This window comes from Afipia sp. OHSU_II-C1 (genome assembly GCF_000497575.1).
In the GTDB taxonomy this organism is placed as follows: domain Bacteria; phylum Pseudomonadota; class Alphaproteobacteria; order Rhizobiales; family Xanthobacteraceae; genus Afipia.
In genome coordinates this window covers 277,454-300,686 of the sequence record NZ_APJI01000010.1, presented here as the reverse complement: position 1 = coordinate 300,686, position 23,233 = coordinate 277,454, and the positions used below count along the sequence as shown (strand labels likewise).

General features: G+C 62.6%; 24 protein-coding genes. 12 read left to right on the top strand and 12 right to left on the bottom strand.

Annotated elements, in window-relative coordinates; genetic code table 11:
- Window positions 1-204: 204 nt before the first annotated feature.
- The 3 genes from I554_RS0111035 to I554_RS0111025 all read left to right on the top strand — a co-directional run bounded on the left by I554_RS0111035 (window position 205) and on the right by I554_RS0111025 (window position 2,315).
- Complete coding sequence (locus I554_RS0111035) at window positions 205-1,029, top strand: hypothetical protein (RefSeq protein ID WP_024575606.1); 825 nt, start codon at window positions 205-207, stop codon at window positions 1,027-1,029.
- Between the two features lie 37 nt (window positions 1,030-1,066).
- On the top strand, window positions 1,067-1,801 hold the full coding sequence (locus I554_RS0111030; RefSeq protein WP_024575605.1) for a hypothetical protein: 735 nt from the start codon (window positions 1,067-1,069) through the stop codon (window positions 1,799-1,801).
- 136 nt (window positions 1,802-1,937) lie between these two features.
- The gene (locus I554_RS0111025; RefSeq protein ID WP_024575604.1) at window positions 1,938-2,315 is read left to right on the top strand and encodes a hypothetical protein; all 378 of its coding nucleotides are present in this window, start codon (window positions 1,938-1,940) and stop codon (window positions 2,313-2,315) included.
- Between the two features lie 188 nt (window positions 2,316-2,503).
- Here the strand turns inward: I554_RS0111025 and leuB are convergent, their stop codons facing one another.
- Entirely contained in the window at window positions 2,504-3,616 is a 1,113-nt protein-coding gene (leuB, locus tag I554_RS0111020) for a 3-isopropylmalate dehydrogenase (protein WP_024575603.1), read from the bottom strand.
- Window positions 3,617-3,894: 278 nt separating this feature from the next.
- On the opposite strand from leuB, the gene I554_RS0111015 reads away from it, so the two are divergent.
- Complete coding sequence (locus I554_RS0111015; protein WP_051358645.1) at window positions 3,895-5,037, top strand: YbfB/YjiJ family MFS transporter; 1,143 nt, start codon at window positions 3,895-3,897, stop codon at window positions 5,035-5,037.
- Between the two features lie 110 nt (window positions 5,038-5,147).
- Here I554_RS0111015 and I554_RS0111010 read toward each other — a convergent pair whose 3' ends face one another.
- The 6 genes from I554_RS0111010 to I554_RS0110985 all read right to left on the bottom strand — a co-directional run bounded on the left by I554_RS0111010 (window position 5,148) and on the right by I554_RS0110985 (window position 12,691).
- Complete coding sequence (locus tag I554_RS0111010; protein ID WP_024575601.1) at window positions 5,148-8,336, bottom strand: efflux RND transporter permease subunit; 3,189 nt, start codon at window positions 8,334-8,336, stop codon at window positions 5,148-5,150.
- A gap of 201 nt (window positions 8,337-8,537) precedes the next feature.
- Window positions 8,538-9,752, bottom strand: coding sequence for an efflux RND transporter periplasmic adaptor subunit (locus I554_RS0111005; protein ID WP_024575600.1), 1,215 nt, complete (start codon window positions 9,750-9,752; stop codon window positions 8,538-8,540).
- Window positions 9,753-10,130: 378 nt separating this feature from the next.
- Window positions 10,131-10,916, bottom strand: coding sequence for a molybdopterin-dependent oxidoreductase (locus I554_RS0111000; protein WP_024575599.1), 786 nt, complete (start codon window positions 10,914-10,916; stop codon window positions 10,131-10,133).
- Between the two features lie 12 nt (window positions 10,917-10,928).
- Window positions 10,929-11,558: a cytochrome b/b6 domain-containing protein gene (locus I554_RS0110995; protein WP_024575598.1), complete on the bottom strand. Its 630-nt coding sequence runs from the start codon at window positions 11,556-11,558 to the stop codon at window positions 10,929-10,931.
- A 148-nt stretch (window positions 11,559-11,706) separates the two neighbouring features.
- Window positions 11,707-11,964, bottom strand: coding sequence for a hypothetical protein (locus tag I554_RS0110990; protein WP_024575597.1), 258 nt, complete (start codon window positions 11,962-11,964; stop codon window positions 11,707-11,709).
- Window positions 11,965-12,094: 130 nt separating this feature from the next.
- On the bottom strand, window positions 12,095-12,691 hold the full coding sequence (locus I554_RS0110985) for a fasciclin domain-containing protein (RefSeq protein WP_024575596.1): 597 nt from the start codon (window positions 12,689-12,691) through the stop codon (window positions 12,095-12,097).
- A 53-nt stretch (window positions 12,692-12,744) separates the two neighbouring features.
- On the opposite strand from I554_RS0110985, the gene I554_RS27260 reads away from it, so the two are divergent.
- Complete coding sequence (locus I554_RS27260) at window positions 12,745-12,885, top strand: hypothetical protein (RefSeq protein WP_155848257.1); 141 nt, start codon at window positions 12,745-12,747, stop codon at window positions 12,883-12,885.
- An 87-nt stretch (window positions 12,886-12,972) separates the two neighbouring features.
- Here the strand turns inward: I554_RS27260 and I554_RS0110980 are convergent, their stop codons facing one another.
- Window positions 12,973-13,260, bottom strand: a complete 288-nt coding sequence (locus I554_RS0110980) for a GIY-YIG nuclease family protein (protein ID WP_024575595.1) — start codon at window positions 13,258-13,260, stop codon at window positions 12,973-12,975.
- 119 nt (window positions 13,261-13,379) lie between these two features.
- On the bottom strand, window positions 13,380-14,135 hold the full coding sequence (locus I554_RS0110975) for an SDR family oxidoreductase (RefSeq protein ID WP_024575594.1): 756 nt from the start codon (window positions 14,133-14,135) through the stop codon (window positions 13,380-13,382).
- 80 nt (window positions 14,136-14,215) lie between these two features.
- Between I554_RS0110975 and I554_RS0110970 the strand changes: the two genes are divergently transcribed.
- Window positions 14,216-15,742, top strand: coding sequence for a malonyl-CoA synthase (locus tag I554_RS0110970; protein ID WP_024575593.1), 1,527 nt, complete (start codon window positions 14,216-14,218; stop codon window positions 15,740-15,742).
- Window positions 15,739-16,236 carry a GNAT family N-acetyltransferase gene (locus I554_RS26000; protein ID WP_024575592.1) on the top strand — a complete coding sequence of 166 codons (498 nt, stop codon included), beginning with the start codon at window positions 15,739-15,741 and terminating at the stop codon, window positions 16,234-16,236. The genes I554_RS0110970 and I554_RS26000 overlap by 4 nt, the downstream gene beginning before the upstream one ends.
- 107 nt (window positions 16,237-16,343) lie before the next feature.
- Here the strand turns inward: I554_RS26000 and I554_RS0110960 are convergent, their stop codons facing one another.
- Entirely contained in the window at window positions 16,344-17,204 is an 861-nt protein-coding gene (locus I554_RS0110960; protein WP_024575591.1) for a sulfite exporter TauE/SafE family protein, read from the bottom strand.
- A gap of 278 nt (window positions 17,205-17,482) precedes the next feature.
- Between I554_RS0110960 and sdhC the strand changes: the two genes are divergently transcribed.
- Genes sdhC through I554_RS0110940 form a run of 4 tightly spaced genes read left to right on the top strand, consistent with a single transcriptional unit; the run spans window position 17,483 to window position 20,930 of the window.
- Window positions 17,483-17,878, top strand: a complete 396-nt coding sequence (gene sdhC / locus I554_RS0110955; protein WP_024575590.1) for a succinate dehydrogenase, cytochrome b556 subunit — start codon at window positions 17,483-17,485, stop codon at window positions 17,876-17,878.
- Window positions 17,875-18,279 (top strand): succinate dehydrogenase, hydrophobic membrane anchor protein, encoded by a 405-nt coding sequence (sdhD, locus tag I554_RS0110950; protein ID WP_024575589.1) that lies wholly within the window; start codon window positions 17,875-17,877, stop codon window positions 18,277-18,279. The genes sdhC and sdhD overlap by 4 nt, the downstream gene beginning before the upstream one ends.
- Window positions 18,280-18,282: 3 nt before the next feature.
- Window positions 18,283-20,106 (top strand): succinate dehydrogenase flavoprotein subunit, encoded by a 1,824-nt coding sequence (gene sdhA, locus I554_RS0110945; protein ID WP_024575588.1) that lies wholly within the window; start codon window positions 18,283-18,285, stop codon window positions 20,104-20,106.
- A 41-nt stretch (window positions 20,107-20,147) separates the two neighbouring features.
- Entirely contained in the window at window positions 20,148-20,930 is a 783-nt protein-coding gene (locus tag I554_RS0110940; protein ID WP_006023450.1) for a succinate dehydrogenase iron-sulfur subunit, read from the top strand.
- Window positions 20,931-21,001: 71 nt separating this feature from the next.
- On the opposite strand, the gene I554_RS0110935 is transcribed toward I554_RS0110940, so the two are convergent.
- A complete protein-coding gene (locus tag I554_RS0110935; protein WP_024575587.1) occupies window positions 21,002-22,030 on the bottom strand; it encodes an alpha/beta hydrolase in 1,029 nt (342 codons plus the stop codon).
- A 112-nt stretch (window positions 22,031-22,142) separates the two neighbouring features.
- The gene (locus tag I554_RS0110930) at window positions 22,143-22,559 is read right to left on the bottom strand and encodes an organic hydroperoxide resistance protein (protein WP_024575586.1); all 417 of its coding nucleotides are present in this window, start codon (window positions 22,557-22,559) and stop codon (window positions 22,143-22,145) included.
- Between the two features lie 150 nt (window positions 22,560-22,709).
- Here I554_RS0110930 and I554_RS0110925 point away from each other — a divergent pair, with 150 nt between their 5' ends.
- Window positions 22,710-23,180: a MarR family transcriptional regulator gene (locus tag I554_RS0110925; RefSeq protein ID WP_024575585.1), complete on the top strand. Its 471-nt coding sequence runs from the start codon at window positions 22,710-22,712 to the stop codon at window positions 23,178-23,180.
- Window positions 23,181-23,233 lie beyond the last annotated feature (53 nt).

The following is a 23,233-nucleotide window of genomic DNA, read 5'->3' as shown; positions in this document are numbered from 1 at the left end:
TGACTCTCCGAAGAAAAATGCCTCGCCCTCGCTGTCTGTAGAAAGGGAAGAGGCAGCGCTTCTATGCGAAAAACGGCCCAAATACAACGCAGAAGCAACTGCGGGGGCAGGTGACGTCAAGTGGTGGCAGGTCTTGTGGCCATGACCACGGCGGAAGCTCGTTCCCGTTTTCGAGAACGGAACAGAACGTCCGACGAGTCAGATATGAACCCGATCCTGCTCGACCAGCCCCTTCCGAGGACCTCCGGCATTCATCCGGCGCTGCGCAGCTTTGCCGACGAGTGCAGCGCCGTGGCGGTTCGCATCTTCGCCTATATCTGCGGCCTCGCCGTGCTGGCGGTAATCGCGGTAGATCTGGTGTCTGCGGTTCCGGTTGCCCCCAATACCGGAGATCTTGTCCTCCCCGCTCAGCCGAGCTGGGTTCCGGCCAGTCGCCCGCATCCGGCCTTCGCCATCAGCAAGCTTGATTTATCAGATAAAACAAATACTTATGAAATCTTGCGGCACCCGGAAGGCGGCCGCAGGGATATCCTGCGCTGGGCCGCTCATGCCGGCGAGGCGCCCACCGCTGAGATCGAGATTTACCGCGCCGGCGGCGAACTGGATGCGTTTGCAGCGGCCGATGCCGATGTCGCAGCCCGGATGGCCGGAGGGCGCCCGGCCGAGGTCGAACCTGCGGGGTTCGTCGACACCAAGTTCGGCCCGGTCAGCCTGCTCCGTTTCAGTGGGGCTGCCCTCCCCGGCCGGCAGGACTGTCTTGGCTTTGTGAAAACCTTCTCAAGCCCGAGCGTCAGAATAAGCGGGTGGTCCTGTCAGGCCGATTCGCTGGCCGCGCAGCGCGCGTTCCTCGGCTGCACGCTGAACCGGCTGACCCTGCTCTCGGCCGGCAACGATCCGAAGATCGCCGAACTATTCGCGCGCGCCGAACTCAGGCGCGACACCTGTACCACGACGACAACCACCGCTTCCGCGAACTGGATCGTCTCCGGCGACGCTCCGCAGTTACGCGGCCCGCTCACACAGGATTGAGACGATCAGTCAGAAACTGCACACCGGGAATTCAGAAATGTCCTTCGATCACAGTCACATCTCAACCGCCGGCAACTACGCCGGGAAGATGGTGCGCTATTCATTCTACGCGGTGGGGACGATTGTCCTGGCTCTCATCGGCATTGTGGTTGTGCGTGTCACCAGCTTTTTCGATCAGCCGAGCCGCGTGAGCGCCAAGGCATCGTTCCAGATCAGCGCGCCCGAACTCACGCGATTGTCGCCGACGGCCAACTCCGCGCGATTCAACGCAGGCTGGCAGGAGATCCTGCAATACGGCCAGGTTTACGATCGCAACACCGACTTCACGCTTGTGATCAACATGCCGGCCAATCCGGACACACCGGTTGTCCGCGACTATTCCTACGAGATGTCCAGCCTGAGGCCGCTGCTGCGCACGGCCTATATCGGCTCCAATACCTACTACGATTTGCAGACCCGCTTCGGCCCGGTCCGCGCCGCGAATTTCCAGGTCAATTCCGACGGCCAGATCAAGCTCTGCGTGTCCTATCTCAGCCGCTTCGAAACCACGGCGGTGTATCTCAAGGGCTGGTATTGCGAGGCCAGCGGCGCGCGCCCGAATTTCCATACGCTGGCCTGCATCCTCGACCGCATCACGTTGAAGGGCGTACTGCCGACGCCGGCCGCACAGACGTTCTTCGAGGAACGGATGAAGCGTTCGCCGCGTTGCAGTGCCGAGCCGGTCTCGCAGACCACCGACACCAGACCGCCGCGCCCGCCCCGCCGGCTCTGAAGGCTGGAATCGCGCCGTTCCCGCCTTATCTGAGTATCGCGCGACGATCATCCGGCAAGTGTGGCCCATTCGTCCTTGTGGGAGACCGCCGGACAGGGGTATGGTGCGGCGCAATTGGGAATGTGACGAGGATTCAATGGCTTTGAAGTACCCGGGCGCGAAAACACTGGCGATGCTGCTGGCGACGACCGCGATCGTGACCGCCGGATTCGGCGTCACTGCCGCCGATGCCCAGACCCGGAAGCGCGTCGCGGTGGAAGACCCGACCTATGACGGCCCTCCGCGCCGGGCGGAAAACCGCGTCTACCAGCGTGGCCGGACCCGCGTTTACGTGACCCGCCGCTCGTGGCTCGATGCCGGTACCGAAGTGCGGCCAGGCGAGCGCAAGTTCACCGACTACGCCTTCCCGCCGGGCTACTCCTACGGCCAGCAGATCGACCGGCTCTACACCAGCCGCCGCCCGCTCGGCGACCAGTGGGACACCGGCACGCCGTTCCCGTTTCCGCTCTACTGATCTTCAGCGAGAAATCTTCGCGTGATCTGATCCGAAAACCGGTTTCCACTTTTCGGGATCATGCGCGACCAAAATGCCCGGCACATGCCGGGCATTTTTATGCCGATTTGCATAAGGCAAACCGGTGACGGACTTCGGCGCAAAGGGCGGAATGACGGCAAGCCGCCTTCCGCCCCGAACGAGCCCTCTTACTTCGTCAGCGCGTCCAGTTCCTTCACAATCGCCTCGCCCATCTGCGACGTGGAGACCACGGTCGAGCCTTCCGACTTGATGTCACCGGTACGCAGGCCCTTCGCCAAAGTCGCCGCGATGGCCTGATCGATCAGGTCCGCTTCCTTCGACATGTCGAAGGAATAACGCAGCGCCATGCCGAACGACGTCAGCATCGCAACCGGATTGGCCATGCCCTTGCCGGCGATGTCGGGGGCCGAGCCATGCACCGGCTCGTACAGCGCCTTGCGCTTCTGGGTCTTCGGGTCGACCTCGCCCAATGACGCCGACGGCAGCATGCCGAGCGAGCCGGTGAGCATCGCGGCGATGTCAGAGAGGATGTCGCCGAACAGGTTATCGGTGACGATGACGTCGAACTGCTTCGGCCAGCGCACGAGCTGCATCGCGCCGGAATCCGCGAGCTGATGTTCAAGCTCGACATCCTTGTATTCGCGCGCATGCACCTGCGTCACGACTTCCTTCCAGAGCACGCCGCTCTTCATGACGTTGTGCTTTTCCATCGACGTCATCTTGTTGCGGCGCTTGCGCGCCAGCTCGAAGGCGACGCGCGAGATGCGCTCGATCTCGTAGGTGTCGTAGACCTGCGTATCGACGGCGCGCTTCTGGCCGTTGCCGAGATCGGTGATGGTCTTCGGCTCACCGAAGTACACGCCGCCGGTCAATTCGCGCACGATCATGATGTCGAGGCCTTCGACGACATCCTTCTTGAGGCTCGATGAATCCGCCAGCGCCGGATAGCAGATCGCCGGACGCAGGTTGGCGAACAGCGCCATGTCCTTGCGCAGACGCAGCAGGCCCGCTTCGGGGCGTGCCTCATAAGGAACGTCCGCCCACTTCGGTCCGCCGACCGCGCCGAAGATCACGGCATCCGCCGCCTGCGCCAGCGCCATGGTGGCATCGGTGATCGCAACCTTGTCGGCGTCGTAGCTCGAGCCGCCGACGAGACCGGTCTCGGTTTCGAACTTCGCGATGCCGCGCTTGCCGAACCAGTCGATGACGCGCTTCACCTCCGCCATCACTTCGGTGCCAATACCGTCGCCGGGGAGAAGGAGAAGTTTGTGCGATGCCATGATGATTGCCTCGATCAGTGTTGCTCGTCATGGCCGGGCCTGTCCCGGCCATCCATGTCTGCTTACGAAGTTTCAGAAAGACGTGGATGCCCGCGACAAGCGCAGGCATGACGAAACGTACGGAATTTGCGCGAACTTGCTAAAACGCCCTTGCAGAATTGGCAAGACACCATTGCCCCGTTGCGATTGGTCAAATCCGGTGGAAACTGCCATGTTGGCGGCCCTCCCGGAGCCGCCCCGTGACATCCTCCGAATCCGCCGCCCCGTTCGCGCGCCCAATGCGCATGATCCTGATCCTCGCGCTGGCGCCGGCCATCGGACTCGGCATCGGCCGCTTCGGCTATACGCTGGTGCTGCCCGACATGCGCGACTCGCTCGGCTGGTCGTATTCGACCGCTGGCTTCATGAACACGATCAACGCCATCGGCTATCTCGCGGGCGCGCTGGGCGCAGCCGCCTTCATCCGCCGTGTGGGCGTATTCCGTTCGGTCTGGATCGGCGCGCTGGCCTGCGTCGTCTCGCTCGGGATCTGCGCGCTGTCGGGCAATGTGCTGATGTTCGGCTTCGGACGCCTGCTGTCGGGCCTCGGCGCGGCAACGACCTTTGTCGGCGGCGGCACACTGGCGGCGACCATCGCGCAATCGCGGCCGATGAAATCGGCGCTTCTGCTCAACCTGTTCTACACCGGCCCCGGCACCGGGCTGATCGTCTCGGGCCTCGCCGCGCCATTCCTGTTGCAGTACTTCGGCTCCGGCTCGTGGTGGATCGTGTGGGTGGCGCTGACCATCATCTCCGGCCTGATGATGATTCCGCTGATGCTCAATCCGATCGACGTCGCCGCCAGCGAAACATCGGCGGCGGCAGCACCGGTGGCATTGCGCCCGATCGCGATCTATCTCGCCGGCTACTTCCTGTTCGGCGCCGGCTACATCGCCTACATGACCTTCATGATCGCCTATGTCCGCGACGGCGGCGGCGGCGCGGCGGCGCAGAGCGCGTTCTGGTGCCTGATCGGACTGATGTCGTTCGCGGGCTCGTGGCTGTGGCGGGGACTGATGGCGCGGGGCAACAGCGGCATCACCATCGCCACCATGATCGCCGTGACCTGCGTCGGCACGCTGATCGCGCAGCTGGGCACGTCGCCGCTGCTGCTGATGGCATCGGCTTTCGTGTTCGGCCTGTCGTTCTTTCCCGTGGTGGCCGCCACCACCGTCTTCACCCGGCTGAATTATCCGCCGGAAGCCTGGGCCAGGGTGATCGGTGTGATGACCATCACCTTCGGCCTCGGCCAGACACTCGGCCCGTTCGTCACCGGCGCGATTACCGACGTGATGGGCCTGCCCTACGCGCTTCGGGTTTCCACCGCCGCGTTGGCGCTGGGTGCGCTGCTGTGCGCGTTTCAAAGGCCGGTGAAGGTGTAGCAACCGTCATTCCGGACGGTTCGCGAAGCGAGCCGATCCGGAATCCAGACATGGTGGAGATGGATTCCGGGCTCGCTCGCGTTGCTCGCGCCCCGGAATGACGTTGTTGTTTACCCCGCCGGGTTCTCCGCCGAACGCTCGCGCCGGAACATGCCGCGCAGCCGCTCCAGCTTCGATCCCTTCGCAGGCGTCGCCTCACCGTCGCGCTCGTTCTTCGAGAAGAACTTCGTCACCGCGACGAAGAACACCGGCACCATCAAGAGCGCCAGCACCACGACCGCGATCATGCCGCCCATCACCGTGGTGCCGAGCGCCTGCTGACTTTTTGCGCCTGCGCCGTTTGCAATCACCATCGGCAGCACGCCGCAGACGAATGCGAGGCCCGTCATCAGAATCGGGCGGAAACGCAGATGGCACGCTTCCATGGTCGCTTGCATCAGAGGCGTGCCTTTCGCGCGCAGATCCTTGGCGAACTCGATGATCAGGATCGCATCCTTCGCGGCGAGGCCGATGATCGTGATCAGCGCCACCGTGAAATAGACGTCGTTCGACAGGCTGCGCGACATCGCCGCCACCACCGCGCCGAGAATGCCGAGCGGCACCGTCATCAGCACCGCCAGCGGAATGGTCCAGCTCTCATAGAGCGCGGCCAGACACAGGAACACGATCAGCGCCGAGAGCGCGAGCAGGAACGGCGCCTGCGAGCCCGACAGCTTTTCCTGAAGCGATTGTCCGGTCCATTCGAAGCCGAAGCCGCGCGGCAGCTTCTCGGTCAGCCGCTCCATCTCGGCGATGGCGTCGCCCGAGGTATAGCCAGGCTTGGCTTCGCCGGAGATACGCACCGACGGATAGTAGTTGAAGCCGACGATCTGCGTCGGGCCGACCATCCACTTGATGGTCGCGAACGACGACAGCGGCACCAGGTCGCCGCGGCTGTTCTTGACGTTGTACTTCAGGATGTCCTGCGCGTTCATGCGGCCGACGCTGTCGGCCTGCACGATCACGCGTTGCATGCGGCCCCGGTTCGGGAAGTCGTTCACGTAAGCCGAGCCGAGATTGGTCGAGATCGTGCTGTTGATGTCGGCGAAGGTGACGCCCTGCGCGGCCGCCTGTTCGCGGTCGATCACAAGCTGGACCTGCGGCGCTTCGGGCAGGCCCTCCGCGTAGACATTCTGCAACACGGGGCTCTGCTTCGCAGCGGCCAGGAGTTGCTCCTTTGCCTGCATCAGCGCGGCATAGCCCTTCTGCCCGCGATCCTGCAGACGGAACGAGAAGCCGGACGAGTTGCCGAGGTTGTCGATCGGCGGCGGCTGCAGCGCGGAGACCTTGGCGTCACGGATCGACTTCAGCGAGTTATTGATGTCCGCCACGATGGCGGCGGCGGAATCATTCGGGCCGCGCTCCGACCAGTCCTTCAGCGTGACGAACGCCTGCGCCGTGTTCTGGCCCTGCCCTAAGAAGCTGAAGCCGGTGAGGAAGGTCACGTCCTCGATGCCCGAGCGCTTCGCCAGATACTGCTCGACCTTCTCCACCGCAGCCTGCGTACGATTGAACGAGGATTCCGGCGGCGTCTGGACGTCCACGGTGATGAAGCCCTGATCGTCCACCGGCAGGAAGCCGCCGGGCAGGCGCGAGAAGCCGAACACCAGAGCACCGAGCAGCACCGCGTACAGGATCAGCAAACGACCGGTGCGATGGATCGACCAGCCGACCACGCGGCCATAGCCGTCCCGCGCGCCATCAAGGCGCTTGTTGAACCAGCCGAACACGCCGGTCTTGGCGTGACCGTGTCCCGCCTTCACCGGCTTGAGCAAGGTGGCGCACAAAGCCGGCGTCAGCGAGAGCGCCATCAGCGCCGAGAACGAGATCGCGGCCACGATGGTCACCGAGAACTGGCGGTAGATGATGCCGACCGAGCCGGGGAAGAACGCCATCGGCACGAACACCGCGATCAGCACCAGCGTGATGCCGATGATGGCGCTGGTGATCTGCGACATCGCCTTGCGCGTCGCCTCCTTCGGCGACAGTCCTTCCTCGGACATGATGCGCTCGACGTTTTCGACCACCACGATGGCGTCGTCCACCAGAATGCCGATCGCCAGCACCATGCCGAACATGGTCAGCATGTTGATGGAGTATCCGAACATGTAGAGCGCGACGCACGTTCCGAGCAGCGCGATCGGCACCACGATGGTGGGGATCAGCGTGTAGCGGAAGTTCTGCAGAAACAGGAACATCACGATGAAGACGAGGACCACGGCCTCGATCAACGTCTGCACGACCTTGGAGATCGACGCCTTGACCACCGGCGTGATGTTGTAGGGAATGTCGTAGGTGATGTTGGACGGGAAGAACTTCGACAGTTCGTCCATCTTCGCCTGCACCGCGCTGGCGGTCGCCAGCGCGTTGCCGGTCGGCGCGAGCAGCACCGAGAGACCGGCAATCGCCTTGCCGTCCTGCCGGGTAGTGAACTGATAGCCCATGCCGCCGATCTCGATGCGCGCGACGTCTCTCAATCTGACAGTCGAGCCGTCCGGATTGGCGCGCAGCACGATGGCGCCGAACTCGTCGGCGGAAGTGAGCTGGCCCTTCACCAGAATGAGCGCGGAAATCGATTGATCCTTGCGGCTCGGCTCGGCGCCGACGCTGCCGGAGGCGACCTGCGCGTTCTGGGCGGTGATCGCGCGGGTCACATCGTCCGCGGTGAGGTTGTAGCCGACGAGCTTGACCGGATCGATCCAGATGCGCAGCGAACGCTCGGTCGAATACAGCGTGGCGCGGCCGACGCCGGGAATGCGGCGGATTTCGCCGAGCACGTTGCGGATCATGAAGTCGCCGAGGCCGACTTCATCGAGGCTGCCGTCGGTCGATTTCAGCGTGATGATCTGCAGCACCGCGCTGGACGCTTCCTCAACGAGGATGCCCTGCTGGATCACCGCACGCGGAAGGCGCGCCTCGACGCGCTTGATGCGGTTCTGCACTTCAACCGACGCGAGATTGGAATCGGTGCCCGGAACGAAGTTGGCGATGATTTCCACCTGACCCAGCGAGTCGGAGGTGGATTCGAAATTGAGAATGCCGGACGCGCCGTTCAGTTCTTCCTCGATCAGCCGGGTGGTCGAGTTGTAGAGCTCTTCCGGCGACGCGCCGGGATAGCTGGTCGAGATCGAGATCGAGGGCGGCGCGATGATCGGATACTGCGCAATCGCCAGAAACGGAATCGAGATCAGTCCGATCAGACAAATGAACAGCGCAACCACCCAAGCGAAAATCGGGCGGTCGATAAAAAAGGCGGGCATGGACGTCGCTCTCTCGAATCTGGTTCCAGGAATCTGCTTCGGACCGGCGCAGACGCATCAACTCTTGATGTCTTCACCTCGCCAAATGGGAGAGGCAGCGAGCATGGCTCGCGGTGAGGAGGATCCGATTTCAATCCGGGCAGTCACGCCCCTCACCCCAACCCTCTCCGCACCGGAGAGGGCGCATTTCTGTCGTCGCGGTTAGCGGACTTGCGATTGCGCAGGAGCGGCCGCGGCCGCCGACTTGTCGAGATGGCGGCCGGTCTCTCCGGACACCCGCCAGTCGCTGGCCTTGACGGCGTCGCCGACGGCGAACTTCTGGAAGCCCTCGACCACCACGCGCTGGCCGGGCTTGAGGCCTTCGGTGATCAGCCACTGGCCGTCGATGAGGCCGCCGGTGCGAACCGGCTGCGCGACGATGCGGTTGTCGTCCTTCACCAGAAAGACTTCGCTGGCACCGGACGAATTGCGCTGGATCGCCTGCGGCGGCACCACGATGGCGTCAGGATCACGGCCCTGCTCGATCAGCACGCGCACGAACATTCCGGGCAGCAGTTCGCGGCTGGGATTCTTGAACTCGCCGCGCAGCGTCACCTGTCCGGTGCCGGCGTCGACCTTGGTGTCGGAGAACAGCAGCTTGCCGGCGAGCGGATACGGCTGGCCATCGTCGAGCACGAGGCGGACCTTGGCCGCGTCTTCCGAAACACGGTCGAGGTCGCCGCGCTCGAAATCGCGGCGCAGCCGGTTCATGTCGTTCACCGACTGGGTGAAGTCGGCATAGACGGAATTGAGCTGCTGGATCGTTGCCAGCGCGTGGGTTTCGTTCTGCACGACAAGAACGCCCTCGCTCAGCAGCGCCGCGCCGATGATGCCGCTGATCGGCGCGCGGATCGTGGCGTAGCCGAGATTGAGGCGCGCGCGCGAGACGTCGGCGGTGCGCGCCGCGACTTCGGCCTTGGCCTGCGCCAGGTTCGCGATCGCAACTTCATTGGAGGCCGCCGAAGCCGCCTGGCTCTTGGTCAGCGTCTCGATGCGCACCGCGTGCTGCGACGCCTGCTGCAGCGCCGCTTCGGCCTTGGCGAGCGCGGCTTCCGCCGCCTGCAGTTCGACTTCAAACGGTTTCGGATCGATCTGGTACAGCGCGTCGCCGGCCTTCACCTCGGAGCCCTGCTCGAACAGGCGCTCGACGATAATGCCCGACACCCGCGGGCGCACGTCGGCGACCCGCAGCGGCGCGATGCGACCCGGAAGTTCGCGGATGATGGCCTGCGGCGATGCCTTGACGGTGACAATGCTGACTTCGGGGGGCTCGGGCGGCTGGGCGGAGGCGACACTCTGGTCGTTGCAGCCCGAGAGCAGAACGGCGGCCCCAAAAAGCAGGGCCAGAGAGGTCATCGCGTGGGGACGCGGGCGCATGTCGTATCCTTCTTATTTCGCATAACCGAAACCAGAATGACCGGGATCAACCGCTGAGAAGCGACCTGATTCACGATCCTTGGCTAGGGTCCTCAGCATGAATCATGCCGGTGTGCATCGCAACATTCCCACGGGGTGACCCGATGTCGCGCCTTGGATAACCTACTGTTTTTAAAGAGGTTAACAGCCGTTAAGACTGCTCACAATTCCGTCAGCGGCATGTGAGGTCATGACTGCTTTTGAGGCAAAAGTATGCAGGTACGGCAAATGCCTGCTTTGGCGGCAATCGCGATTCAGGGCTGCGTTTTTCGCATGGATCGGGAACCCGGCCCTGCGCGTCGCCCCGGCTAGCGCTTCGCTTGCCGGGACGACAGAGGTCTAACTGCCGCTGAACGAGTTGTAGCCCTGGTCTTCCCAGTAACCGCCCTTGTAGTCGTTGGTGACTTCCATCGAGACCACGTATTTCGGGTTCTTGAACCCGAGCTTGGTCGGCACCCGGATCTTCATCGGGTAGCCGTAGGCGCGCGGCAGGATTTCGTTGTCGAACCTGAAGGTCATCTGGGTCTGCGGATGCAGCGCGCTCGCCATGTCCAGCGGCGAGTTATAGCCATCGGAATCCGCGCACTGGAACCAGCAGTACTTCGCCTTGGTGTCGGCGCCGATCAGTTGCAGGAAGTAACTGAGCCGTACACCGGTCCAGCTTCCGATCGCGCTCCAGCCCTCGACGCAGATGTGGCGCGTGATCTGCTTTTCCTGCGGCAGTTTGTAAAGCTCCTCGAGCGTCCAGGATTTCTTGTTCTCGACAAGGCCGCGCACTTCCAGCTTCCAGTCCTTGCCGTCGATGGTCGGCGCATCGTCGAGGGCGTAGTAAGCGTTGAACGGGAACGGCCGCGTGATCGCGCTTTCCGGGAAGGTCGGCGCCAGCGTGTTCGGATTGAACAGTTTGGCCTGCACCGCGTCGTTGAATTTCGAAATCTGCGTCAGCATCGATTCGGCGGAGAAGCTGTCGGTGACATCGCAGCCGGTCAGCAGCGTCAGCGCGCCGAGACTGGCGCCGCCCGCGATGAAGCGGCGGCGTGACAGATCCGGCATCAGCTTCGTCGCATCCTTGACCAGCAACTGCTTGTCGACGCCGGGGATCAGAAGTTTGCGCATGCGGCCCATGATGCGTCTCCCTTATCTGCCGATGATCATGGCGCGCAGGCTCTTCGGCACCAAAAGCGCCAGCGCGACATGGATCACCAGAAATCCGACAATCGCGGCCATGCAGAAGAAGTGGACGTAACGCGCCACGTCGTAGCCGCCGAACACGGCGGTCAGCCATTGCAGCTGCACCGGCTTCCAGATCGCCAATCCCGACAGCACGATCAGAATGCCGACCACGATGATGCCGGCATACAGCAGCTTCTGCACATAGTTGTAGGTGGTGAGATCGGCATGGGAGAGCTTGCCGGTCAGCGCGGCCTTGGTATCGCCGACGACGCCGTCGACGGTGATCGGCAGCAGCTTCCGGCGGAAGCGGCCGGTGACCAGACCCAGCGTCAGATAGAGAAGGCCATTGACCATCAGCAGCCACATTGCCGCGAAATGCCATTGCAGCGCGCCGCCGAGCCAGCCGCCCAGCGTGATCGAGCGCGAGAAGGTGAAATTGAACAGCGGCGAGGCGTTGTAGATCTGCCAGCCGGACATGATCATGAGGACCATCGCCACCGCGTTGATCCAGTGCACGATCCGCACCCAGGCGGGCTGAATGACCTTGGCTGCGGCCGGTGCTGCTGCCGAATGATCGGCTGAGATGCTGGACATGAGCGTTTCCGGTTTCACGATGTCACAAACACCATACGGGGCATTCTAGTCCGTGTTACGCCCCGCATCGCAAATTTCACGGGTCAAGGCCGCAACGAACGCCACGATGGCCGTTCACAAAACCGCGAGGCAAGCCCGCGCCGCCCGGCTATTCAATGATGCGGAACCAGGTGGCCGGCGGCGGGCTGTCCGGTTCGCTGCCGGGCGCGGCTTCGCGGTCATCCGCCGACAGCTTGTAGATTTGCACATGCACGTCTGCGATCAGCAGTTCGGTGCCGGCGAGTGCCTGACGGGCGCACTCGTCCGAGTGAGCATCGACCGGATTCTCAAGCAGCTTCTCGAACTTTTCCTTGTCCCGGATCAATCGCGCGAGGATCTCACCGAGAACCTCCAGCTGTGCGCTCATCTGCGGCTTCGCATCGAAGTGACCGGAGAATCAACGCGATGCAGATCGTGCCCGTTCCATAGCCCGAAAGGACTACGCCCGAATTCCACTCCCTCTCCCGCTTGTGGGAGAGGGAGCAGCTCGTTCGATCTTACGACGCCGGCATCAACACGGTGTCGACGACATGGATGACGCCGTTGGACTGATTGACGTCGGCAATGGTGACGGCCGACTTGCCGCCCTTGGCATCGATCAGCCAGACCTTCTTGCCGTCGAGCTTCACGGTGAGGGGTTCGCCTTCCACCGTGGTCAGCTTCTTGCCGTCGGTCAGGTCAGCGGCGTTCAGTTTGCCGGGAACGACGTGATAGGTAAGAATCTTGGTCAGCGTCGCCTTGTTCTCAGGCTTCACCAGCGTGTCGACCGTTCCGGCCGGCAGCTTGCCGAATGCGGCGTTGGTCGGCGCGAACACGGTGAACGGGCCCTTGCTGGAGAGCGTATCGACCAGACCCGCGGCCTTCACCGCCGCGACCAGCGTGGTGTGATCCTTGGAGTTGACCGCGTTCTGAACAATGTTCTTCGAGGGGAACATCGCGGCGCCGCCGACCATCACGGTCTTCTCGCCGGACATTTCGCTCTTCATCATCTTGTCCTGCGCCTGGACCGGCGCAGTCACGGCAGCGGTGAGAGCCAGCGCGCCGATCGCGGCGGCGGACAACAGGGCGATGCGGGTGGAGTTGATCTTGAACATGTGTCGTCTCCCGATGAATTGGAAATTCCGGCGACCATCCGCCGGAACGGACGATGGCGCTGATCGTCAGGGATTGCAGATCATTGCGCCGTCGTTGGCCGAGCTACGGCGGCTTCCGCGACGCGTTTCAGGAAATAAATTTTCGGGAATTTGAAACTTTTCCGGACGGGGTACGTGGGGCGGCGTCGCTCTAATCTCTCGTCGTCCCGGCGCAGGCCGGGACCCATCACCTCTGTCGGCGCAGTTGACAGCGAGGTGACAGCGAAAATGAAAAGCCAATTTTAGCTTTCGACTATCAAATGGCTAAGATCCGCCCATTCTGGGTTGTCGTCCTCAATCAACCGGATTTTCCAATCGCGTTTCCAGTTTTTGAATTGCTTCTCCCTTCGAATGGCATCCTCGGGGTTTTCATAGCTTTCCAAATAGACCAGGCGATGAACTTTATACTTCGCGACGAATGCTGAGCCGGTGCCCGCGCGATGTTGCTCAAGCCGACTCCGCATCGAATTGGTGATGCCGACATAGAGTGTTCCATGACGATCGCTGGCAAGCATGTAAACGTGGTACATGCGGATAGAATAAGCTGGTGGTCATTCAGCGTTCAATTGCGAATACAGTGTTTATGGGTCCCGGCATTCGCCGGGACGACGCGGGAATAGACCCGTCGCCCCGACATTTGCCGCATCTCTTACAACATCGTCGGTGTCACAAAGCTGCGGTTGTGCGTCGGCGAGATCAGGATCTCGTTGATGCAGACGTGCGCGGGCATGCTGGCGACGAACGCGATGGTGCGGCCGAGATCTTCCGGCTGCAGCATCTTTGCCATGTCCTCGGCCGAAGGCGGTACCGGCCGCAGCTTCAGGATTGGCGTCGCGACTTCGCCGGGAGAGAGACAGCAGGCGCGCAGGCCGTTCTTGAATTCATCCATGTTGAACGAATGGGTCAGCGCCAGCACCGCGTGCTTGGTGGTGGTGTAAGCCGGTCCGGTCATCTTCGAGACATGACGGCCCGCCCACGAGGCGACGTTGATGATGACGCCATCCTTTTGCGCACGCATCGTCGGCAGCACCGCGCGCATGCAGTACATCACGCCGGACAGATTGATATCGACCAGCTTGTCCCAGCCTTCGGTGGTGATGTCGTCCCAGCTCCGCTTCGGCACGTTGACGCCGGCGCTGTTGACCAGAAGATCGATCCGCCCGTGTTTGGCGACGATCTCCTTCGCCACCTTCTCGGCATCCGCGGCGCTTGAGACATCCAGCACGATCGCCTCGATCTTGCCGCCGGATTCGGCGATGCTTGCAACGGCCTCATCGAGCACATCCTTGCGGCGCCCCGAGATCACGACCGTCCATCCCTCCTTGGCGAGTTCCTGTGCACCGGCGAGACCGATGCCGCTTCCCCCACCCGTGATCCAGGCCACACGTTTCTTGTTATTGCTCATGCCGGGTTGTCTCCGTTGCTGCGCGTTGTGGTTTTGGTGTACTCAAAACCGGAAAAATCCGATCCCGATGGAAGTGTTGCATGAACGCCAGCGCGAACGCCAACCTGTTTTCTCGCCTGTTTGACGGGCTTGCAGACACCAGCAGGCTTGCCATCGAAACATCTGGTGGAACGCGCATCAGCTATGCCGATCTGATCGCGCAGGCGGGACGCACCGCGAACTTCATCGTCTCGCGCGGCGTGAAGCCCGGCGACCGTGTTGCAGCGCAAACGGAAAAGTCGGTCGAGGCGCTGGTGCTGTATCTGGCAACCGTGCGCGCCGGCGCGGTGTTCCTGCCGCTGAACACCGCCTACACGCTCAACGAACTTGAATATTTCATCGGCGACGCCGAGCCGTCGCTGATCGTGTGCGATCCGTCGAAGGCCGAGGGCATCGGCAAGCTTGCCGCCAAATCCGGTGCGAAGGTCGAGACGCTCGATGCCGACGGCAAGGGATCGCTGAGCGACGGCGCCGCGAAAGCATCTGGGGACTTTGCAACCGTGCCGCGCGCGGGCGACGATCTCGCCGCCATTCTTTATACGTCAGGCACCACCGGCCGCTCCAAGGGCGCGATGCTGACCCACGACAACCTGGCGTCGAACTCGCACAGCCTTGTCGACTACTGGCGCTTCACGCAGGACGACGTGCTGATCCACGCGCTGCCGATCTATCACACCCATGGCCTGTTCGTGGCGAGCAACGTCACGCTGTTCGCGCGCGCGTCGATGATCTTTTTGCCGAAGCTCGATCCCGAACTGATCATCAAGCTCATGCAGCGCGCCACCGTGCTGATGGGGGTGCCGACGTTCTACACGCGGCTCTTGCAAAGCCCGAACCTGACCAGGGACTCCACGTCGCACATGCGGCTGTTCATTTCGGGCTCAGCGCCGCTGCTGGCGGAGACCCATCGTGAATGGTCGGCGCGCACCGGCCATGCGGTGCTGGAGCGCTACGGCATGACCGAAACCAACATGAACACGTCGAACCCTTACGACGGCGACCGCGTGCCGGGCGCGGTGGGCTTCCCGCTGCCGGGCGTCTCGGTGCGCGTGACCAACCCCGAAACCGGCGACGAACTCGCGCGCGACGAAATCGGCATGATCGAGGTCAAGGGCCCGAACGTGTTCAAGGGCTACTGGCGGATGCCGGACAAGACCAAGGCCGAATTCCGCGCCGACGGTTTCTTCATCACCGGCGATCTCGGCAAGATCGATCCGCGCGGCTATGTCCATATTCTCGGACGCGGCAAGGACCTCGTGATCTCCGGCGGCTTCAACGTCTATCCGAAGGAAGTCGAAAGCGAGATCGACGCCATTCCCGGCGTCACCGAATCCGCCGTGATCGGCGTGCCTCATGCCGATTTCGGCGAGGGCGTCACGGCGGTCGTGGTCGGCGACAAGAAAACGCCACTTGATGAAGCCACCGTGCTGCATGCGCTCGACGGACGGCTGGCGAAATTCAAGATGCCCAAGCGCGTGCTGTTCGTCGACGACCTGCCGCGCAACACCATGGGCAAGGTGCAGAAGAACGTGCTGCGCGACACCTATTCCGAAATTTACAAGAAATGACACGTTTGCAGAACATGGTCCGCGCCGCCGCACGCCACATCATAAGGGCTGATGCCGTCATCCCGATCGTGCTTCGTCCGGCCCGCAGCGAGGACTTCGCCTTTTGCGTCAGGCTTTATCTCTCCGCGATGGCCAACATCATCCGGGATTTGAATCTCGACGTGACGCGGCAGGAGGAAAACCTGCGTCATCTCTGGGAGGCGGATCAGGTGCAGATCGTCACACTCGATGGTTGTGACGTCGGCTGGATTCAGATCGCGGTGCAGGATTCCACGCTGCATCTGGAGCAGATTTTCGTCGACGCTCCGTTCCGGGGACGCGGCATCGGCACCCGGCTGATTACCGATCTGATCGATCAGGCGACGCGCGCGGGTCAGCCGATGACACTTGCCGTGGTGCGCAGCAATCGCGCTTTGAAACTCTATGAACGTCTGGGCTTCCACATCATCGATGAGGATGACCGGAAGTTCTACATGAAGCGCGAGCGCGACTAGACATCCACAACCGTCGCGGCGGGGCTCCCGTCATTGCAAACGCAGGAAGATGGATTGCTTCGTCGCCATGCTCCTCGCAATGACGGCTGAGAAGTCGCGACCGTTTTCTAGTAGCCGGTCGCAAGGCTGACCACGAAGCGCGAGCTGACCACCAAGAGATAGATCCCGAACGCGATTTCGAGTTTCCGCTTGGTCATGAAATGCGCGACGCGCACACCGAGCGGCGCGACCAGCAAGCTGGTCGGCATCACCAGCAACGCACCGATCAGCGAGATGTAGCCGATCGCAAACGGCAGCTGCAGCGCGGCCACGTCCGGAAAGCGCGCCGCTGCGGGCCATCCCGCATAGATGTAGCCGATCGCGCCGGGAATCGAGATCAGCACCGCAAGGCCCGCCGAGGTGCCGATCGCCTGATGAATCGGACGACCATAGAACGTCATCAAGAGATTCGAGAACAGCCCGCCGCCGATTCCCATCAGCGTCGAGAGCAGGCCGATGAAGAATCCGTAGGCCCGCATGAAGATGCCTTTCGGCATTTCGTCACCCAGCCGCCAGTTTTCTTTTCCGAGCAGCAGCCGCGCCGCCGCGGACCAGGCGACGCCGACGAACACAACCTTGAACAGCTTCTCCGGCGCATAACGCGCGATCACGCTGCCCAGCATGACGCCGAGCAGCACCGGCACCGCCCACCTCACGAGGATGTCCATGTCGACACTGCCCCGCTTGTGGTGGGCCTGCCATGAGCGGATCGAGGTCGGGATGATGATGGCGAGTGATGTGCCGATGCAGAGCGGCATCCGTGCATCCAGCGGCACGCCCGCGATCCGGAAGCATTCGTAGAGTACCGGCACCAGCACCGCGCCGCCGCCGATGCCGAAGATTCCGGCGAGGAACCCGGCAAACGCTCCGGTCACCACCAGCAACAGAACAAGTTCAAGCAGTTGGGACGTCGTCAGGCCGGCGATCATGCGGCGGTCTCGCGTGAAGGGGATGCTGGGGCGCTTCTATCGGTTTCATGACAGGAGGTGAATCACGCTTCAGAAGTGATCACCTTCATCTGTGGTATACGAAAAACAGGTATACCAGAAGGGCTAAAGCGCAGATCAAGCAATGCTTTACGATTCATAGTTTGATCGATTCTGCGTTGCGCTCGTTCCGCCTTCTCCGTAAATAGAAGCCCTCTAAGAACCCGGTCCCGCATAAAAAGACGGCAACTTCCCTCTGCCGCAAACCATTAAAGTCGCGCATGGCACCCAGGATCGACCGTCCGCTTTCACCTTTTCTGACCTACCGCTGGACGCTGACGATGGCGATGTCCATCGTTCATCGCATCACCGGCATCGGTCTTTATGTCGGAACACTGCTGATGGCGTGGTGGCTGATCGCCACGGCGTCTGGTCCCGGCGCCTACGCCAATATCCAGGGCTTCACCTCGAGCTGGATCGGGCGCGTCATCGTGTTCGGATACACTTGGGCGCTGATGCACCACCTGTTCAGCGGCATTCGTCATCTTGTCTGGGATCTCGGCTACGGCTTCTCGCCGACCGAACGCGAATCCCTCACCTGGGCGGCGTTGATCGCGGGCATTGCGGCGACGGTGCTGGTCTGGATCATCGCCTACGTCGTGGGAGGCGGCCGATGAGCGCGCAGGGTCATTCGAATACATCGATCCGCACCGCGCTCAAGCGCGTCCGCGGTCTCGGCTCCGCCAAGGGCGGAACGTCGGATTTCTTCCGTCAGCGCGTCAGCGCGGTTGCGCTGGTGCTGCTGATCGTGCCGGTGATTGTCGTCATCCTGTCGCTGCTGGGCCGCAATCAGGCCGGCGCCGCGCAGATTCTCGGCTCGCCGCTGATCGCGATCATCATGATCCTCTTCATCATCGCCAGCGTCTGGCACATGAAGATCGGCATGCAGGTGGTGCTGGAAGACTATATCACCGACGAGAAGATCAAGCTGGTCGCGATCATCGCCAACACCTTCTTCTGCATCGCCGTCGGCCTCGCCTCGATCTACGCTATTTTCAAACTGTCTTCTGGAGTCTGACGCATGGCCGCGAACGGCAAGAGCGCGCCCGGCGCGAACGGTCAAGCCTATCCGATCGAAGATCACACCTATGACGTGATCGTTGTCGGCGCCGGCGGCGCGGGTCTGCGCGCGGTGGTCGGCTGCTCGGAAGCGGGCCTGCGCACCGCCTGCATCACCAAGGTTTTCCCGACGCGCTCGCACACGGTCGCAGCGCAGGGCGGCATCTCCGCCTCGCTCGGCAACATGCACAAGGACGACTGGCGCTGGCACATGTACGACACCGTGAAGGGGTCGGACTGGCTCGGCGATCAGGACTCGATCGAATACATGGTGCGCAACGCGCCCGACGCCGTCTACGAACTCGAACACTGGGGCGTGCCGTTCTCGCGCACCGAAGACGGCAAGATCTATCAGCGCCCGTTCGGCGGCATGACCCTCGACTACGGCAAGGGCCAGGCCCAGCGCACCTGCGCCGCATCCGACCGCACCGGTCACGCGATGCTGCACACCATGTACGGTCAGGCGGTTCGCCATCAGGCCGAATTCTTCATCGAATACTTCGCCATCGACCTGATCATGGACGATCAGGGCGTCTGCCGCGGCGTCATCGCGCTGAAGATGGACGACGGCACGCTGCACCGCTTCCGCGGCCAGACCACCATTCTCGCCACCGGCGGCTATGGCCGCGCCTACCTGTCCTGCACCTCGGCGCACACCTGCACCGGCGACGGCGGCGGCATGGTGCTGCGCGCCGGCCTGCCCTTGCAGGACATGGAATTCGTGCAGTTCCATCCGACCGGCATCTTCCCGGCGGGCTGCCTCATTACCGAAGGCGCGCGCGGCGAAGGCGGCTACCTGTCGAACTCGGAAGGCGAGCGCTTCATGGAGCGCTATGCGCCGTCCGCGAAGGATCTCGCCTCGCGCGACGTCGTCTCGCGCGCGATGACCATCGAAATCCGCGAAGGCCGCGGCGTCGGCAAGGGCAAGGACCATCTGTTCCTGCACCTGGACCATCTCGATCCGGCGATCCTGCATGAGCGCCTGCCTGGCATCTCGGAATCCGCGAAGATCTTCGCCGGCGTCGACGTGACCCGCGAGCCGATCCCGGTGCTGCCGACCGTTCACTACAACATGGGCGGCATCCCGACCAACTTCCACGCCGAAGTCGTCACCAAGAAGGGCGGCGACGACAACGCGATCGTGCCCGGCCTGATGGCTGTGGGCGAAGCTGCCTGCGTGTCGGTGCATGGCGCCAACCGCCTCGGCTCCAACTCGCTGATCGACCTCGTGGTGTTCGGCCGCGCTGCTGCTCTGCGCTGCGCCGAGAAGCTGCAGCCGAACGCACGGCAGCCTGAACTGCCGGCGAATTCCGCCGATCTCGCGCTCAGCCGCCTCGACCATTTCCGCAACGCCTCCGGCGGCACGCCGACCGCGAAACTGCGCGACAACATGCAGCGCGTGATGCAGAACAACTGCGCGGTGTTCCGCACCGGCGACGTGCTGAAGGAAGGCCAGGAGCTGATCCACAAGGTTTACGGCGGCACCGACGACATCGCCGTCACCGACCGTTCGCTGGTGTGGAATTCGGACCTGATCGAGACCCTCGAATACGACAACCTGATTTCTCAGGCCCTGGTGACGATGGATTCGGCTGCCAACCGCACCGAGAGCCGCGGCGCTCACGCCCGCGAGGATTTCCCGGACCGCGACGACAAGCAGTGGATGAAGCACACCCTGTCGTGGAGCAGCGACAAGGGCGCCACGACCCTCGATTACCGCCCGGTGCACGATTACACGATGACCAACGACGTTCAGTACATCCCGCCGAAAGCGCGCGTTTACTGATCGCCGCACAGAATTAAGCGAACAAGCGAAGGTTCGAGACCATGGTTCAGTTCACACTGCCGAAGAATTCGACAATCAGCGGCGGCAAGGAATGGCCGAAGCCGGCCGGCGCAACCGAGCTGCGCGAGTTCAAGGTCTATCGCTGGAATCCGGACGACGGCAAAAACCCCGGCATCGATACGTATTACGTGAACACCCACGACTGCGGTCCGATGATTCTGGACGCGCTGATCTGGATCAAGAACAACGTCGACCCGACGCTGACCTTCCGCCGCTCCTGCCGCGAAGGCGTCTGCGGCTCCTGCGCCATGAACATCGACGGCCAGAACACGCTGGCCTGCACCCGCGCGATGGACGAGGTCGAAGCCGGTCCGATCAAGGTCAATCCGCTGCCGCATCAGCCGGTGGTGAAGGATCTTGTGCCGGACCTGACCAATTTCTACGCGCAGTACGCCTCGATCGAGCCGTGGCTGCACACCACCACCGCAACCCCGCAGAAGGAATGGCGGCAGTCGCCGGAAGACCGCGCCAAGCTCGACGGCCTTTACGAGTGCATCCTGTGCGCCTGCTGCTCGACCTCGTGCCCGAGCTACTGGTGGAACAGCGATCGCTTCCTCGGCCCGGCCGCGCTTCTCGCCGCCGACCGCTGGGTGAAGGATTCGCGCGACGAGGCCACCGGCGAGCGTCTCGACAACCTCGAAGATCCGTTCCGGCTGTATCGCTGCCACACCATCATGAACTGCGCCAAGGCGTGCCCGAAGGGTCTCAACCCGTCGGAAGCCATCGCCGATCTCAAGGCGAAGATGGTCGAACGGCAGGTCTGATCCCCGCCGCTTCCCTGTTAAAAAGGCCCGCCGGAATTTGGCGGGCCTTTTTCTTTCATGCGCGACGTGGATCAGAACGCGTCGACATCGATAACGGCCTGCGCGAACGCCTGCGGCACTTCCTGCGGCGGGTTGTGCCCGACGCCGCCGGTCAGCAGCCGGTGCTGATACTTGCCGGTGAACTTCTTCGCGTAAGACGCCGGCTCGGGATGCGGCGCGCCATTGGCATCGCCCTCGATGGTGATGGTCGGCACGGTGATCAGCGGCCCCTGCTCCAGCCGCTTTTCCAGATCGTCGTACTTCGCTTCGCCTTCCGCAAGGCCGAGCCGCCAGCGATAATTGTGAATCGAAATCGCGACATGATCCGGATTGTCGAGCGACTTCGCACTGCGCGCGAACGTCTCGTCGCTGAAGTTCCACTTCGGCGATGCGAGCTGCCAGATCAGCTTCGCGAAGTCGTGGGTGTTCTGCTGATAACCGAGACGGCCGCGTTCCGTGGTGAAGTAGAACTGATACCACCACAGCAGTTCGGCCTTCGGCGGCAGCGGCTTCTTGTTCACCTCGCGGCTGCCGATCAGATAACCGCTCACCGACACCATCGCCTTGACGCGCTCCGGCCACAGCGCCGCAACGATGTTGGCGGTGCGTGCACCCCAGTCGTAACCGGCGATCAGCGCCTTCTGGATCTTCAGCGCATCCATCAGATTGATGATGTCGGCCGCAAGCACGGCCTGCTGGCCGTTGCGCGGCGTGTCGGCGGACAGAAACGTGGTGGTGCCGTAGCCGCGCAGATGCGGAACGATCACGCGATAACCCTTTGCCGCCAGCAGCGGCGCGACCTCGGCGAAGCTGTGGATGTCGTAGGGCCAGCCGTGCAGCAGGATGACGACAGGCCCGGTGGCGGGACCGGTTTCATAATAGCCAACATTGAGTGTGCCGGCATTGATCTGCCTGATCGGGCCCAGCGGCGCCGGGGAAGCTGTTGCGGTCTGGGCGACAGCGGATTGAATCAGACCAAGCTGTGACGCGGCGAGCGCGGCGACGCCGCTGCCCGCCGCCTGAAGGAAGTTGCGGCGGTTGGCGTTGATGAGGCCGGACATAAAAATCTCCTTGGGTCGACATTAGACAGCAGCGAATGATGGCTTTTCGCCGCTTCGCGGCGCGGCCTGCCGACAGTGCGTGCAGGCCACGTCCGCGATGTGACAATCCGGCTCACACCAGATTCAGTTCGACGTTGATATTGCCGCGCGTGAGCTTGGAGTACGGACACGTCTGATGCGCAGCGTCGACCACGGCGCGGGCGACCTCACGATCGAGGCCCGGCAAGCTGACGTTGAGACGGGCCTGAAGGAAGTATTGATCCCCCGCAGTGCCGAGATCGACCTCGGCATCGACAGCGAGATCGGCAGGAAGCTTGACCTTCATGGCCCGTGCCGCGTGCCCCATCGCGCCCTCGAAGCAGGCCGACCAGCCGGCGGCAAAAAGCTGCTCAGGGTTGGTGCCGGCGCGGTTCGAGCCCGGAGGCGAAAGCTTGACGTCGAGCTGACCGTCTGACGAGCGCGACGCGCCCTCGCGGCCGCCGGTGGTGTGGGTCTTAGCGGTGTAGAGTACCTTTTCGATCTGGGTGATCATGGCATGTCCTTTCCTACTTAAATCGCATCCGATGCAATCGAATGCGATCTAAATAGCCCCGCCTCCTGCGAAGTCAACCCTTCCGATTTAATCGGATACGATATATATGGATGCGAGACATCACGATCCCGTGTGACGGAGGCGGCCATGACGAAGCTAAAACAAACATCTCCGAAAGCAGCCGGCCCGAAGCTCGAGAATTTCCTCTGCTTTGCGATCTATTCGGCCAACCTCGCCTACGGGCGGGCCTACAAGCCGATCCTCGATGAACTTGGCCTGACCTACACACAGTACATCACCATCGTGGCTCTGTCGGAAGAGGACAACCAGACCGTCAGCAGCCTTGGCGAGAAGCTGTTTCTCGAATCCAACACGCTGACGCCGATCCTGAAGAATCTCGAAACGATGGGCTATGTCCGAAGGCAGCGCGATCCCAAGGACGAGCGCAAGGTTTTGATCAGCCTCACCGAGGCCGGCCGCCGGGTGCGCGAGAAGGCCCTGCCGCTCAATCTGGTACGGGAAACGCAGCTCACGCCCGAGGAGTTCGCGCTGATCCAGAAGAGCGTGGTCAAGCTGCGCAACAATCTCATCAAGGGAACGAAGGGCGCGGCGAAGTAGCGTTTTCGCCGCACTTTCCCGGATACTGCCTTGAAACATCGCCAATCCCGCGC

Coding starts and splice junctions, on each gene's coding strand:
- I554_RS0111035 (WP_024575606.1), top strand. CDS start 205: ATGAACCCGATCCTGCTCGACCAGCCCCTTCCGAGGACCTCCGGCATT.
- I554_RS0111030 (WP_024575605.1), top strand. CDS start 1,067: ATGTCCTTCGATCACAGTCACATCTCAACCGCCGGCAACTACGCCGGG.
- I554_RS0111025 (WP_024575604.1), top strand. CDS start 1,938: ATGGCTTTGAAGTACCCGGGCGCGAAAACACTGGCGATGCTGCTGGCG.
- leuB (WP_024575603.1), bottom strand. CDS start 3,616: ATGGCATCGCACAAACTTCTCCTTCTCCCCGGCGACGGTATTGGCACC.
- I554_RS0111015 (WP_051358645.1), top strand. CDS start 3,895: ATGCGCATGATCCTGATCCTCGCGCTGGCGCCGGCCATCGGACTCGGC.
- I554_RS0111010 (WP_024575601.1), bottom strand. CDS start 8,336: ATGCCCGCCTTTTTTATCGACCGCCCGATTTTCGCTTGGGTGGTTGCG.
- I554_RS0111005 (WP_024575600.1), bottom strand. CDS start 9,752: ATGCGCCCGCGTCCCCACGCGATGACCTCTCTGGCCCTGCTTTTTGGG.
- I554_RS0111000 (WP_024575599.1), bottom strand. CDS start 10,916: ATGGGCCGCATGCGCAAACTTCTGATCCCCGGCGTCGACAAGCAGTTG.
- I554_RS0110995 (WP_024575598.1), bottom strand. CDS start 11,558: ATGTCCAGCATCTCAGCCGATCATTCGGCAGCAGCACCGGCCGCAGCC.
- I554_RS0110990 (WP_024575597.1), bottom strand. CDS start 11,964: ATGAGCGCACAGCTGGAGGTTCTCGGTGAGATCCTCGCGCGATTGATC.
- I554_RS0110985 (WP_024575596.1), bottom strand. CDS start 12,691: ATGTTCAAGATCAACTCCACCCGCATCGCCCTGTTGTCCGCCGCCGCG.
- I554_RS27260 (WP_155848257.1), top strand. CDS start 12,745: ATGGCGCTGATCGTCAGGGATTGCAGATCATTGCGCCGTCGTTGGCCG.
- I554_RS0110980 (WP_024575595.1), bottom strand. CDS start 13,260: ATGTACCACGTTTACATGCTTGCCAGCGATCGTCATGGAACACTCTAT.
- I554_RS0110975 (WP_024575594.1), bottom strand. CDS start 14,135: ATGAGCAATAACAAGAAACGTGTGGCCTGGATCACGGGTGGGGGAAGC.
- I554_RS0110970 (WP_024575593.1), top strand. CDS start 14,216: ATGAACGCCAGCGCGAACGCCAACCTGTTTTCTCGCCTGTTTGACGGG.
- I554_RS26000 (WP_024575592.1), top strand. CDS start 15,739: ATGACACGTTTGCAGAACATGGTCCGCGCCGCCGCACGCCACATCATA.
- I554_RS0110960 (WP_024575591.1), bottom strand. CDS start 17,204: ATGATCGCCGGCCTGACGACGTCCCAACTGCTTGAACTTGTTCTGTTG.
- sdhC (WP_024575590.1), top strand. CDS start 17,483: ATGGCACCCAGGATCGACCGTCCGCTTTCACCTTTTCTGACCTACCGC.
- sdhD (WP_024575589.1), top strand. CDS start 17,875: ATGAGCGCGCAGGGTCATTCGAATACATCGATCCGCACCGCGCTCAAG.
- sdhA (WP_024575588.1), top strand. CDS start 18,283: ATGGCCGCGAACGGCAAGAGCGCGCCCGGCGCGAACGGTCAAGCCTAT.
- I554_RS0110940 (WP_006023450.1), top strand. CDS start 20,148: ATGGTTCAGTTCACACTGCCGAAGAATTCGACAATCAGCGGCGGCAAG.
- I554_RS0110935 (WP_024575587.1), bottom strand. CDS start 22,030: ATGTCCGGCCTCATCAACGCCAACCGCCGCAACTTCCTTCAGGCGGCG.
- I554_RS0110925 (WP_024575585.1), top strand. CDS start 22,710: ATGACGAAGCTAAAACAAACATCTCCGAAAGCAGCCGGCCCGAAGCTC.